At 70.2% G+C, this 12,449-nt stretch carries 10 protein-coding genes and 1 pseudogene; 6 read left to right on the top strand and 5 right to left on the bottom strand.

Features of this window, described 5'->3' with window-relative positions:
• Positions 1-69: 69 nt before the first annotated feature.
• Positions 70-663, bottom strand: coding sequence for a recombinase family protein (locus BLT82_RS25275; protein ID WP_208868034.1), 594 nt, complete (start codon positions 661-663; stop codon positions 70-72).
• A gap of 223 nt (positions 664-886) precedes the next feature.
• Here BLT82_RS25275 and BLT82_RS25270 point away from each other — a divergent pair, with 223 nt between their 5' ends.
• Entirely contained in the window at positions 887-1,831 is a 945-nt protein-coding gene (locus BLT82_RS25270; RefSeq protein ID WP_093658744.1) for a hypothetical protein, read from the top strand.
• A gap of 42 nt (positions 1,832-1,873) precedes the next feature.
• Here the strand turns inward: BLT82_RS25270 and BLT82_RS25265 are convergent, their stop codons facing one another.
• Positions 1,874-2,068 (bottom strand): hypothetical protein, encoded by a 195-nt coding sequence (locus tag BLT82_RS25265; protein ID WP_208868032.1) that lies wholly within the window; start codon positions 2,066-2,068, stop codon positions 1,874-1,876.
• Positions 2,069-2,411: 343 nt separating this feature from the next.
• Here BLT82_RS25265 and BLT82_RS25260 point away from each other — a divergent pair, with 343 nt between their 5' ends.
• The 5 genes from BLT82_RS25260 (at position 2,412) to BLT82_RS25240 (ending at position 10,798) form a co-directional block, all read left to right on the top strand.
• Positions 2,412-3,149: a hypothetical protein gene (locus BLT82_RS25260; protein WP_093658742.1), complete on the top strand. Its 738-nt coding sequence runs from the start codon at positions 2,412-2,414 to the stop codon at positions 3,147-3,149.
• A gap of 302 nt (positions 3,150-3,451) precedes the next feature.
• Positions 3,452-4,576, top strand: a complete 1,125-nt coding sequence (locus BLT82_RS25255) for a PP2C family protein-serine/threonine phosphatase (RefSeq protein WP_093658740.1) — start codon at positions 3,452-3,454, stop codon at positions 4,574-4,576.
• Positions 4,577-4,908: 332 nt separating this feature from the next.
• Positions 4,909-6,564 carry a hypothetical protein gene (locus tag BLT82_RS25250; protein WP_093658738.1) on the top strand — a complete coding sequence of 552 codons (1,656 nt, stop codon included), beginning with the start codon at positions 4,909-4,911 and terminating at the stop codon, positions 6,562-6,564.
• 309 nt (positions 6,565-6,873) lie between these two features.
• The gene (locus BLT82_RS25245; RefSeq protein ID WP_093658736.1) at positions 6,874-7,266 is read left to right on the top strand and encodes a hypothetical protein; all 393 of its coding nucleotides are present in this window, start codon (positions 6,874-6,876) and stop codon (positions 7,264-7,266) included.
• Complete coding sequence (locus BLT82_RS25240; protein ID WP_093658734.1) at positions 7,244-10,798, top strand: tetratricopeptide repeat protein; 3,555 nt, start codon at positions 7,244-7,246, stop codon at positions 10,796-10,798. The genes BLT82_RS25245 and BLT82_RS25240 overlap by 23 nt, the downstream gene beginning before the upstream one ends.
• Before the next feature lie 70 nt (positions 10,799-10,868).
• On the opposite strand, the pseudogene BLT82_RS38120 reads toward BLT82_RS25240, so the two are convergent.
• The 3 genes and pseudogenes from BLT82_RS38120 to BLT82_RS25225 form a co-directional block, all read right to left on the bottom strand.
• Positions 10,869-10,955, bottom strand: a pseudogene (locus BLT82_RS38120) (mycothiol transferase); the annotation flags it as partial.
• A 27-nt stretch (positions 10,956-10,982) separates the two neighbouring features.
• The gene (locus tag BLT82_RS25230; protein WP_244529580.1) at positions 10,983-11,729 is read right to left on the bottom strand and encodes an anti-sigma factor; all 747 of its coding nucleotides are present in this window, start codon (positions 11,727-11,729) and stop codon (positions 10,983-10,985) included.
• A complete protein-coding gene (locus tag BLT82_RS25225; RefSeq protein ID WP_093658730.1) occupies positions 11,726-12,319 on the bottom strand; it encodes a sigma-70 family RNA polymerase sigma factor in 594 nt (197 codons plus the stop codon). Before BLT82_RS25225 ends, BLT82_RS25230 begins: the two co-directional genes overlap by 4 nt.
• Positions 12,320-12,449 lie beyond the last annotated feature (130 nt).

Raw genomic sequence — 12,449 nt, 5'->3', positions numbered from 1 at the left:
GGGCAGGGCGACGGCCGAGTAGGGCCCCGGTCTCCTGTCTCTGACCCACGGTGCAAAGTGGCTGCGGGGCTACTTGCCGCCCTCCATCAGTCGTGGGACGCGGGAGTTCCGCAGCTCCTTGAGGTCCGGGATGTGGTGGTACAGCGTGCCGACGGAGACGCCCAGGATCTTGGCGATGGTGGTGACGCTGTTCTCCGGGTCGGGCAGCATGTCGCGGGCTGCGCGGATGAGGTCCTCGTTGACGACCGTGGGGCGTCCGCCGACCTTGCCGCGGGCGCGGGCGGCTGCGAGGCCCTCGTGGGTGCCGGCGACGATGAGTTCGCGGATGAACTCGGCGAGGGCGGCGAAGACGTGGAAGATCAGGCGCCCGCTGGGGGTGGTGGTGTCGAGTGCCTCGTGCAGGTACCGGAAGCCGATGCCGCGCTCACGCAGCTCGGCGACCATCTTGACGAGGTCCTGGAGGCTGCGGCCGTAGCGGTCGAGCGCGGGGACGACGAGGGTGTCGCCAGGGGTGAGGAAGGCGCGGCACTCCTTCAGCTCGGGTCGCAGGTCGTTCTTGCCGGACTTCTTGTCGGCGAAGATGCGGCGGCATCCCGCCGTGGTGAGCGCGTCGATCTGACAGTCGAGCTTCTGCCTGCCGGTCGACACCCTCGCGTAGCCGATCCGGATGTCGGTGAGGACGGCGGGCGAGGGCGTGAGGAGTTCGGAGGGCTCCAGGAGGGGGCGTTACGCACGAGATCTTCTCAAGCAACGATGTGCACAGGGTTGTTGCAGTCCGGGTTTCTGAGGGAGTTTTTGAAGGCGTGTCGCGGCTGTTCGGTCTTGAGCGCCAGACCTTCAGAAAACGATGGCTTCTTGAAGATCCGCTGGAGGCTAACCTCCTGACATGGCTCAATCCACTCGACCCCTCCAGGTCATCACGCGGCTCGTTGACGGAAGCATCTGCGCCTATGACCTGGCTGCCGATGTCGGAGGTGTGCTGTCACCCGCCATGATCTGTCGGCCGTCTGCCGAGGATGACGTCGTCGACCACGCCGTTCCCGCAGATCTCCAGCGCGCCTACTACACGACCCTGGACGCAGTTGTCTGCGTGACAGCAGACGGGACCGAAGTCTGGCGGTCGGAGTTCGAGCCGCAGTCAGACCAGCAATTCGGGCACCGGCCCAGCTGCGTGCTGTCGTTGGACGGACTTGTGGTCTGGGTTTACCGGCCTGATGCCATGGCCGGTCGTAACCGCCCCGATCAGTGGGTTGCCCTGGACGCTGGGACCGGAGCGGTCATCGCGCAGGCGGATCTGGACACAGTCGGCCATGGTGGTCAGCATCTGATGCACCCAGCGGGCGATCAGGTGTTCCTCGATGTGGGAGAAGGACAGGACGGCTCGGTCATCTACCGCGCGTCGGTGGCCGACGGCCGGATGGATCTCATCCGCTATCCCTGGAGCGACCGGTGCCTCATCGACCTGGCGCCCGACGGACGCCAGTTCGTGACCGTCGCCCACGAGCAGGCCGACGTCGCCATCCACACCTACCCGGACGGCGAGGTGACGTTCATCCTCGCCGTCGACGCCTTCGGACACGACCCGGACGAGATCTGTGTGGAATGGAGCGGCGGCTACCTGAACCAGGACACCGTCATCGTCACCCTCGCCGGCGAAACTGAGGACGAGCAGGAGTGGTTCCGCCACTACCGCGTCGATGTGCGCTCCGGCCAGGTCCAAGCTGCGTTCGATGCGCACGCGGAGAATCCCTACGACATCCAGCTCCTCGGAGACGGATCCTGGCTGACCGCCGATCAATCCGGTCACCCGATCCGCTGGACCGACGCATAGAGGACCCTGCGGCTGACCCGGGCGAACCATAACGCGTCTGCTTCAGGACACCTTTCCTCGTGTCACCGCACGCGATCGGTCGGCGGCGTCCGCCGGGCCCCGGGGGTGGGGCACGTTGGCGACCGTCCCCAGGTCGAGGCGCTTGTCCATGTCCAGGCGGAAGGTGCCGTACGGGTTGACGTTCGACCAGAACAGCGCCGTCAGACCGCGCCGGTCCTTGGCGCTGAGCTTCTCCACTCACTTCGGCTCGGCCAAGGCCTGCTGCAACAGCAGCGTGTTCACCTGATACCTCCGACGATGCCCCGGCCTTCAGGCCGGGGAGGAATCGGACCCCTGCGGAGCAGGGCAAGGAAAGAGCAATCGCCGTCAGGGCGATTGGTCGTCTGCCGAGTCGCTGTTTCGTCCGGTTCCGTCCCCGGGGGCGACGCGACCACAACGGGTCGCACGATCCGTCACGCCTGCCGGTATGTTGCCGCGAGGCCGACGGAACCCTCACGCGGGTAAGGTCGTGCGGCCGTGTGCCGGACGGTCCGGGAGCCGCCCGGACTCACCTGCACAACGCGGACCAGGGGGGTGTCACGTGGACGCGAGTGTCACGTCGGCCGTGATCGGAGCCGTCGCCGTGGGCGGTACGGCCCTGGGCACGGTGCTCGGAGGATGGGTCCAGGCGCGAGGCGGCCAGGCCCAGGCCAGGGCCGCTCAGCAAGCCGCCCAGATAGCGGCGCAGGCTACGCACCATCAGGCTCTGTACGACCGCCGCTGGTCGCTCCTCGCGGCCTACCTGCGAGCCGCGAGTGAATGCATGGAAGCGGCGGACCAGCTCTACACCACGGACTCCCTCCCGGACGCCCGGCGGCGCTGGCACGCGTTCACGCTCGCCCACGCCGAGGCCGAACTGGCGGCACCGGCGGCGCTCCTCGATCCCGTCGACGATCTCCGCAAGGCCGTGGGCCGCATGTACTGGACCGCTCAGCAGGCCGCTCCCGCCGCGCGCGCCGTGAAGGAGCTCCGCAGGCGGGCGAAGCAGGGGGAACCGGCAGCGGTCCGGGCAAGAGAGGCGGTCGGGAGACTCTGGGAGCTCGACGACCGGTTCACCCCTGCGCAGAGGGAATCGTCCCAGGAGTTCACGGACGCGGCGCAGGCTCTCGACGCTGTTTCCGGATTCGGCAGCGAGCAGGCGGCTCTCCTGCTGGACAGGACGCAACGGCACTGGGAGGCCGCCGCCAGCGAGAGGGAGACGCGGAAGGAGGACCACATCCGGGTACGCCGCGAGCTGGTGTCGGCCGCGCGGAATGTGTTCGGCACGGACCGTTTCTAGGGCCCGTCCGAGGGGTCGCGTGACAGGCTGACCGGTGAATCGTTCCGTCCGGTGTGGGGCGGGGCGGTGGCATGGTCATGACTTGCGCAGCGATCTCCCCCGATGGCCGGGAAGCCGGTGACCAGGGCTGCCCGGCCGACTCATCGCTGACCGGCATCGGCCGGCCGGCAGGGGTGCATGAAGACCCTCGTACCCTCCGCGCGGGCCCGTCTGCCTGTGCTGACCGTGATGAGCGCAGCCGGCCGTGACGCATGGAGCCGTGATGAGTGGAAGAGTGTGCCCTGAGCAGGCAGGCTGAGGGTATGCGGTCGGACATCCGCTCATCAGTGCGCCCGCGAGCGGACGGTCACCACCGGGTCCTCTGGGTGCTCGCGCAATGCCTGCCCTTCGCCATCGCGGTCCTGGTGGTCGTTGTCGAGCTCACGCCGCTGCACGTCATGTACACGGGACCGCTGCTGACCGCGACACCGGCACTGGCGGCGGTGGCGATGGGTCCCAGGGGCACGATCGCGGCGGCCGCCTTCGCGCTCGTCGTCAGTATGATCACCGCCACCTACAACCAGGCCTGGCACACTCAGCAGGTCTACACGAACCTCCTCGCCCTCGCACTGGTGTCAACGGCGAGCATCACCATCAGTAGCGCCGCCCGCACGCGAAGCGAGAACGAGCTCAACCAGATCCGCAGGATCGCCGCCGCCGCGCAGGAGGTGCTGCTGCGACCGGTGCCCGCCCGGATCGGCCCGCTGCGCGCGGGCAGCATGTACGTCGCGGCGGAGACCGGAGCCCAGATCGGCGGCGATCTCTACGAGGCCGTACAAACCCGCTTCGGCGTACGGCTCATCGTCGGCGACGTCCGGGGCAAGGGCCTTCCCGCAGTGCGCGCCGCCGCTGCCGTGCTGGGGGCCTTCAGGGAGGCCGCCCACTACCAGGAGAACCTGGTGGACGTCATGGACCACTGCGCGGCGGCCCTGGAACGGGAGCGCCTGTCCCCGGGCGTGGACCCGGACGCCCGGCTGGAGGGATTCGTCACGGCTCTGGTCGCCCAGGTCCCGCGGGAGCCGGTGGTGGAAATCGTCAACCGCGGCCATCCGCCGCCGCTGATGCTCCACTGCGGCAGGGCGGAGGCCCTGACGCCATGGTGCCCGCTGCCGCCGCTCGGCCTCGACGAGTTCATGGCCGAGCCCTCCGAAGGCAAGGCGGAGTCCTATCGGTTCGCCCGCGGCGACCGCCTGCTGCTGTACACGGACGGTGTGATCGAGGCACGCAACGGCGACGACGAATTCTTCGCGCTGCCCGATGCCTTCGAGGCCGTGCGCGGCAGCGCCCCCGGAGAGTTCCTGGACGAGCTCCACCAAGCACTGGTGCGGCACGCCGCGGGCTGCCTCGCCGACGATGTCGCGATGGTGGTCGTCGAGAGGGCCGAGTAGGTACCCCGTACGGGCCGGCGGCCGTGCCCGTGGGGCATGTGCCGCCGTTCTGCGAGGGCGTTTCGGCAACGGTGATCCGGACGGCCGTACGTCCGTGGAGGAGTGTCCCTGCCGGAAGGCTGACGATCACGGCGCATCCGTCCCGGCCTGAGAGCCTCACGTGTGCGCCACTGCCGGTGTATCGGGCGTAACCGGCGGGCCTGGTGGGCCGTTGCTCTCTCATATGCCCAGGTCGATCGAGCGATGGGTTTGCCTTGCCTCCTTCCAGTGTCCGTGAAGTCCTCCCCGTCGCGCAGAAAGACGCGTGGTCCTGGCCCGCGAGATCCGGCCTCATGGGTCGCTCGCTTCGCGACACGGCAGCCGTCCTGCTGGGCACGGTCCTGATCACCGCGCGGGGCTCGCAGCTCGGTCGCTGGGTGGTCGACGACGCCGCGATCACCTTCGCGTACGCCCGCAGCATCGACGAGGGTCTCGGGCCGGTGCAACAGGCCGGGTCGCCCCCGGTCGAGGGCTACTCCAACCCGACCTGGCTCGCTCTGCTGGTTCTGGGCAGGCGTCTGGGCCTGTTCGATCACCGCACCTACTTCGGTGTGCCGGATCAGGTCCTGTACCCGAAGGCCCTCGGTGTCCTGTGCACGCTGGGGATCCTGATCGCCGTTTCGCGCGTCGCTCGGCGATTGGTGTCGAACTCCTGGGTCGTCGTGCTGTTCTGCGGTGTGTTCCTCGCCGGCAACATGTCGTTCGTGGCCTGGATGTTCTCCGGTCTGGAGAATCCGCTGTACGCCCTGCTGGCCACGCTGACGGGTGCCGTGCTCGCGCGTGCCCTGCTGGAGAACCGGCTCACCACCACAGGGCCCGCTGTGGTGACGGGTCTTCTGGCGCTGATGGCGGCTCTGACCCGCCCGGACGGGGCAGTACTGGCAGCCGCCTACCCCGTGGTGGTGCTGCTGCGGGTGCGTCGAGCGACGCTGGGCGCGTCAGCACGAGCGGCGGTTTGTGCGGTCGCTGCCTTCGTCGTGCCGTATGCCGCCTTCCTCGGTTGGCGCTATGCCGTCTTCGGCCGGCTCGTGCCCAACACCGCGCTGGCGAAGGCGCAGGACACCCCGACGTGGGAGTCATTCGCCGGGACCGGGTCCCTCCTGTCGTTCGCCGGGTGGACGGCCGTGCTGGCCGGCGCTCTGGTGACGGGAGTGGCCCTGGGACGCCCCGGACCGGTGCGGACGGCACTGCCGGGCGTGCTCGTGCCTCTTGCCCTCACCCTCGCTGCCTTCGGTGTGCTCAATCCCGACTGGATGCGCATGTTCCGTTTCGCGACGCCGGTGTGGGCGCTGGCGTCGCTCGCCGTCGGCATCGCCCTGACGGACCAGGTGGAACGTGGATCCCAGCGCGCCAGGATCGTGGCCGGCGTGACCGTCTGCACGGCGTTGCTCGTGTCCTGGAGCGGGCAACGGGAGCGCGCCGCCTCATTCCAAGCCCATCCCACTCTGCCCGTGTGCCATGTCGCCCACCGATACGGTGCCGTGTTCAACGAGTACGCGAAGCGCCTGGAACTGACCGACGGCACACTTCTCGCCCCGGACCTCGGCGGTACTCTCCTCACGAGCGACCTCGCCGTCAGAGACCTCGCGGGCCTGACCGAGCCCACCATCGCGGACGCCTACGCCAACCGGGACATGACCGCCCTGCGGCACCACGTCTTGACAACCCTCCGACCCACCTTCATCCACACCCACGGCATCTGGGTCACCACACCCGGACTGACCGTTTCCCGGCTGACAGCCGCGGGGTACATCCGCCTCTTCTCCGAGGGCACCGGCGGCGACTGGGTGCGCGCAGACGCCGCTCCCGACCCACAGCGGCTTGCCGCCACCAGGTCATGGGCCGCCCGAGAGGTGCCGAGGGTGCTGAACCGGTACGAGAGGAACCCCAACGCAGGCTGCGGCGAACTCCGTCCGGGCCTCACCCTCACGACCGCCCGCCTCTCCTGAATCCGCAGGAGCAGGGGCCGTAAGCGGCGCTTCTCTGTCCGCCCAATGTACTCGGCCGCTTCGAACGAGGCGCTGGAGCCGATGAGTTGGCCGGAACCAGAGTGTGAAAGCGGGCCCTCTTGTCAGCTCGCGGTTGTCGACTCCGGTGAGCAGCCAGAGGGCATTTCGATCTCTGTACCTCGCACGCGCTGCACAGGCAGCGTTCGTCTGTGAAGCCTGTCCGGAATCTCGCAAACGCCGCGCGTTCGACCGCCGGGCCCGGATATGGTCCCGTTGTCACAGCTTGGGCAGGGGAGGGGGACGTGATCGATGACTGAGATCCCGTTGGAGGCCGTAGAGCGAGCCGCACTCGCGGCCGTGGAGCGTGTCGGCGGCGGGGACAGCCTGCGCGCGGACGTCCTCGCGCGGCTCCGCTCACCGGACGGCGGGACACACCGCTACCTGGACCTCATATCGCTCACGTCGCTCATCGTCACCGCGGCCACCTCGGGCTGGGTCATCGTCCAGGACCTGCGCAGCCGGGGCGCCGAGCGGCGCCGCGAGGTCGTCACACGGCGCATCCGGATCGAGCTGGCCGGCGACGGGACGGTGTCCGCCGCGGAGCGGGACGCCGTCATCGAGGCGGTGGTGGAGCAGATCGTGCGCGAGGACACCGGCCAGGAGGGCGACCGGGGACAGAGTGGCGCGGGTCAGCTTCCCTGAACCCGGGCGCGCCGTCGTCACGTCCGCCGGAGACGACCTCGCCCTGCTTGGTGACACCGGACCTGCCGACCTGCGCTGGTACCTGGAAGACTACCCGCAGGTCCCGTTCGGCGAGTACGCCGAACGGGGCAGGCGGATCGCCGCCGAACTGACCGGCTGGGGCCGCCGGATGTTCGCAGCGGCCTTCGGCGACGTGCCCGACGCCTACCGGACGTGGCGTATGACGCAGGCGCCCGTCATGGAACTGCGCTCCAGCCACCCAGCGTGGCTGCGCCTGCCGTGGGAGCTGATCACGGACCCGGCGCGCCCGACCCCGCTCGCGCTGGACGGTGTGCGGTTCACCCGGGTGCTCGACACCCCCGACGACATACCCGGCTTCGCCGTGACCGGGAAGCGGCCGCGGGTGCTGATGATGATCTCCCGGCCGTCCGGGGCCCGCGACGTGGCCTTCCGTGCGATCGCCCGGCCCATGCTCGCCGCCGTCGACAACGACACCGTGGAGGTCGTCGTGGTACGGCCGCCGACGCTGGACGGCCTCGCCGACGCGCTCGCCGCGGCCTCTGAACAGGGACGGCCCTTCCAGGTGGTCCACTTGGACTGCCACGGCGAACTCGGCGACGAGGCCATGCTCCTGTTCGAGAAACCAGGCGTGGGCGCCGAACGCGTCCGCGCCTCCCAGGTGGCCCGGGTACTGGCCGACGCCAGGGTCCCGGTCGTCGTGCTCAACGCGTGCCAGTCGGGTGCCGTGGGCGCCGCCCTGGAGACCGCGATCGCGACCAGGCTCATCGCGGACGGCGTCGTCGCCGTCGTGGCCATGGCCTACACCGTGTACGCGGTCGCCGCCACGCACTTCATGACCGCCTTCTACGCGAACCTCTTCGCGGGCGGCAGCGTGTCCGACGCGGTCGTCGCCGGACGCGCCAGGATGTCGCGCCACCCGGACCGTCCCGGCCCCACGGGACACATCCCCTTGCAGGACTGGCTCATACCGGTGCACTACGCCCGCGCGGACGTGCGCTTCCCCCGTTTCGCGTCCCCCGTCGCGCGGCCCGCCGTCCGCGATCCGCTCGCCGGGGTGGGAACGTTCGTCGGCCGCGACCACGAATTCCACCAGTTGGAAGCCTCGATCGCCGCCTGCCCGGTGACCTTGCTGCACGGTCCGGCCGGTACAGGGAAGTCCGAACTGGCGAAGGCCTTCGGCCGCTGGTGGCGCGACACGGGAGGCGTCCGGGCGCCCGAACACGTCGTATGGCACACCTTCGACCCCGGACTGCCTGCCTTCGGGGCGGCAGCGGTGGTTGCGGGCATCGGGATGAGCGTCCTCGGCCAGCCCTTCGCCGCGGCGGACGAGACCCGGCGGCGCACCATGGTCCGGGACCTGCTGCACCGCGAACGGCTGCTGCTTGTCTGGGACAACGTCGAGGCGCTGGACGACGACGACCTTGCCGCGATCGCAGGCTTCCTCGGCGACCTCGGCGCGAGCGCGGTGCTGATGACGAGCCGTACCCCGGAAAGCCGCCTCGGTGAGCTGCGCCGGATCGAGCTCACCGGCCTGTCCCCCGAGGAGAGCTCCGCCTACACCGACGACCTGCTGGCGCCCTACCCCAACGCACTGCCCCGCCGTGCAGCGCCCGCCTTCGCCGAACTGCTCAGGTGGCTCGACGGGCACCCCCTGACCATGCGCCTCGTCCTGCCGCACCTGGACAACACCGACGCCGACGTCCTCCTCGCCGGGCTGCGCGGCACCACCCCGCTGCCCACCGGATACGGCACGGGCCGCACCGGTTCGCTGGCCGCGAGCCTCGCCTACTCGACCGCCCGGCTCACACCCCGCACTCGCGGGCTCCTCGCCGCGACCGCCCTGTGCCACGCCGTCGCCGACGCGGACGTGCTGGCCCTGCTGTCGGAGGAGAGCGGCGCCCCCGAGCGCTTCCGCGCGACCCCGCACGAACAGTGGAGCGCGGCGCTCGAGGAGGCCGCGCGCGCAGGGCTGCTCGTCGAAGTCGGGGGCGCCGTGTACCGGCTGCACCCCGCGTTGCCGGCCCACTTCCGCGACCAGTGGCAGGCAGACGCGGCCGACGAGGGCGCCGACTTCGACGCGGAGCTGTGCGCCGCACGGCATTCCTTCGTCTACGCCATGACGAGACTGGCGGCCTGGACGTACACACAGATCGTGTCGGGCAACGCGGAGATCGGGACCGCGGTCGCGGAGCTCCACACCGCCAACCTCACCCACGCGCTCCGCGAAGCCCTCGACGAAGGGTGGTGGCAGGCCGCCGGCCACCTCGGACTCCTGCTGCACTCCGAATGGACGCGCACCGGCCGCACCGAGGAGCTGCGCCGCTGGACCGATCGGGTCCAGCTGGCCGTCGAGGACGACGAGGGCAACCCGCCGAGGACGACCGAGCAAGGCAGCAGTCTCTGGCTGCTGTTCGTCACCGCCGAGCTGACCGCCTCGCCCCTCGCCGACTTCGCCACCGCCGAGAGCACCTACCACAAGGCCCACGCCCTGCTGCTCGACCAGCCCGACGACGAGCGGCGGCGGCGCCAAAGCGCCGTCGTCGCCTCCCAACTGGGCAGGGTCTACATGCAGACGGGACGCCTCGCCGAGGCAAGGGCGTGGCTGGACCAAGCGCTCACGGCCGCCCGCGACCTCGGCTACCGGCAGGGCGTGGCCGCCATCTGCCTCGGCTTCGGTGACCTCGCGCTCGCGGAAGGCCAATGGGACGCGGCCGACCGCTGGTACGAGCAGAGCCGCGCCGAATGCGAAGCCGTGAAGGACCAGGGCGGCACCGCGACCGCGCGACAGAAGCTCGGCTGGGTCGCGTGGATGCGGCGGCGCTGGGACGACGCCGAGCGGCACTACCGCGTGGCGCTGGGAACGCTCCGGGCGCTCCAGGACGTCCCGGGCCAGGCGGCGGTGACGCTCGCGCTCGGCGAAGTCGCCCACTACCGGGGAGACCTGGACACGGCCGAGCGGTTGTACCGCGACGCCCTCGTCACCCGGGAGAAGCTGGGCGACGCCGTCGGCGCGGCCCGAATCGACTACCTCCTCGGCGAACTCGCGCACCTGCGGGAGCGCTGGGACGAGGCGGAAGGATGGCTCCTGCGCAGCCTCCCCGCCTTCACCGCCATCGCCGACCGTTCCTCGCTCGGCACGACACACCACGCACTGGGACGGCTCGCCGAGGCACGCTCCCGCTACGCAGAGGCCGAATCGTGGTACCGGCAGGCCCTCGCCGACTTCGAGGAGGCCGGCAACAGGCCCGGCACGGCGACCAGCCACGGCGCGCTCGGCTCACTCGCCCAGCGCCAGGGCGACCTGCCCGCCGCGCTGGAGCACGTCGTGCGCTGCGTGACACAGTTCGACGACTTCCCCAACCCGGGCACGGGCCCGGGGGCGGACCACCTGCGCCGCCTCACCGCCGCGCTCGGCCTCGACGCCCTGACCCACACGTGGACCGCCGTGACGGGCCGGGAGCTTCCCGACTCCGTGCGCACGTATGTCACCAGGTCAACCACTCGAGCCTGACGGACCGCGCTCGTTGGCCATGACGGAACTGTCGTCTGCTTTCGCCGGGGGCAGCGTCCGGCTGATCGACCATCAGTTCGCCGAGGATGTCGGCGTGGCCGTAGTGGCGGCCGGTCTCCTCGAGCAGATGGGCAGGTGCCCAGCGGACGGAGGTGCGGGCGGGGCCGGTGGTTGCCGCGTTCCGTCAGGCGGGGAGTTCCATGAGCATCAGGGGTGCGCTCGTCGGCGCGGCCGAGCCGCCGGAAGGCTCGACGGTGATGCCGATGCCGGACGCGGCACGGGCAGGACCGTGCATGAGGACGGTGTGGGTTCGTGTGTCACCGTCGAGCAGGCCCGCATCGCGCATGGTTCCGGCGTCGTCGAACCAGAGCTGGTAGACCTTGCCTTTCGGCAGCGCCGGGAGGCCGGAGGCGAGCAGTACCGCCTGGTCGCGTTCTCGCGAGACGACCACGGTCGTCCGTGCACCGTCCTTCGTCCTACCGCTGGTGTAGGTAGCGTCCGAAGCCGTCAGCACTCGGGAGACCTCGGCGACCCCGGCCTGTGCGTGTTCCGCCCCGGCGAGGGCGTCGCCGGCTTCCCGGTACTGCCAGAACGCAACACCGCCCGCGACGCCGACGGCGATGGCGGCCGCAAGGACGAAACGGGGGAGACGGCGGAGCCGGTGTGTCCGGTACTGGGCCACCGGTGGCGGTTCCTGCCGGATGTGCCGGATCCGCTCCACGACCCGGTTCCGCACTTCGGGAGCCGGCCGTACGGTCGCGGCCAGACCGAGCCGGACGGCCGTCGCTTGCAACTCACGGACTTCCTGAGCGCATGCGCCGCAGTCCACGAGGTGCCGTTCGAAGCTGCCGCGTTCGTTGTCGGGCAGTGCGTGCAGGGCGTACGCGCCGGTCGCCGTGTGCAGGCCGGCGCTGTCTGCGCGGCGCATCATGCCTCTACCCCCATGCAGTCGCGGAGCCGGATGAGCCCGTCACGAAGCCGAGTCTTGACGGTGCCGAGTGGCACTCCGAGAAGTTCCGCCACCTCTCGGTAGGTCAGGCCCCGGTAGTAGGCGAGGGTGACAGCCTCCCGCTGGAGCTGGGTGAGGAACCGCAGACAGCGCCGCACCTGCTGGCGCTCGAGACGCGCCTCGACCTGCTCGGTGACGTGGTCGTAGGCGGGTGTGCTGTCGAGGAGCGCCGCCTTGTGGTCGCGGTCGACGGTTGCCTGCTCCGAGCGGACGCGGTCCACCGCGCGACGGTGCGCCAGCGTCAGCACCCAGTTCATTCCGCTGCCCTTGTCGGCCTGGAACCTGGGAGCCGTACGCCAGACCTGGATCATCACCTCCTGCATCACCTCCTCCGACTGGGCGGGGTCGCGTAGAACACCGCGGATGGTGCCGAACACCGCACCACTGACCAGGTCGTAGAGCTCACCGAAAGCGTCCTGATCGCCGCGCGCGACCTGGACGAGGAGAGCGTCCGCTGACGGACCGTGTTCGGCGGCGGCCGCGATGGGCCGGGCGGGTCGTGGGACAGGCATGAATCTCCTCAACGAATCAGGGCGAAGCAGCCCTCTTCAGCCATTCGCTGCTGAGCGCCATGCGGATTGGCGCGCGAGGAATCCGGTACCGGAGCGCGCCGTACGCCGTTGTCCCGATCGGCAGCGTTCA

It is taken from the genome of Streptomyces wuyuanensis, assembly GCF_900103455.1.
Taxonomy (GTDB): Bacteria; Actinomycetota; Actinomycetes; order Streptomycetales; family Streptomycetaceae; genus Streptomyces; species Streptomyces wuyuanensis.
Note: the sequence above shows the minus strand (reverse complement) of the source record. Positions and strands in the feature narration are given on the sequence as shown.

Excerpts from the sequence above, each read along its gene's own strand:
- BLT82_RS25255 (WP_093658740.1), top strand. The coding sequence starts at position 3,452 with ATGCGGTCGGACATCCGCTCATCAGTGCGCCCGCGAGCGGACGGTCAC.
- BLT82_RS25225 (WP_093658730.1), bottom strand. The coding sequence starts at position 12,319 with ATGCCTGTCCCACGACCCGCCCGGCCCATCGCGGCCGCCGCCGAACAC.
- BLT82_RS25230 (WP_244529580.1), bottom strand. The coding sequence starts at position 11,729 with ATGATGCGCCGCGCAGACAGCGCCGGCCTGCACACGGCGACCGGCGCG.
- BLT82_RS25245 (WP_093658736.1), top strand. The coding sequence starts at position 6,874 with ATGACTGAGATCCCGTTGGAGGCCGTAGAGCGAGCCGCACTCGCGGCC.
- BLT82_RS25250 (WP_093658738.1), top strand. The coding sequence starts at position 4,909 with ATGGGTCGCTCGCTTCGCGACACGGCAGCCGTCCTGCTGGGCACGGTC.
- BLT82_RS25270 (WP_093658744.1), top strand. The coding sequence starts at position 887 with ATGGCTCAATCCACTCGACCCCTCCAGGTCATCACGCGGCTCGTTGAC.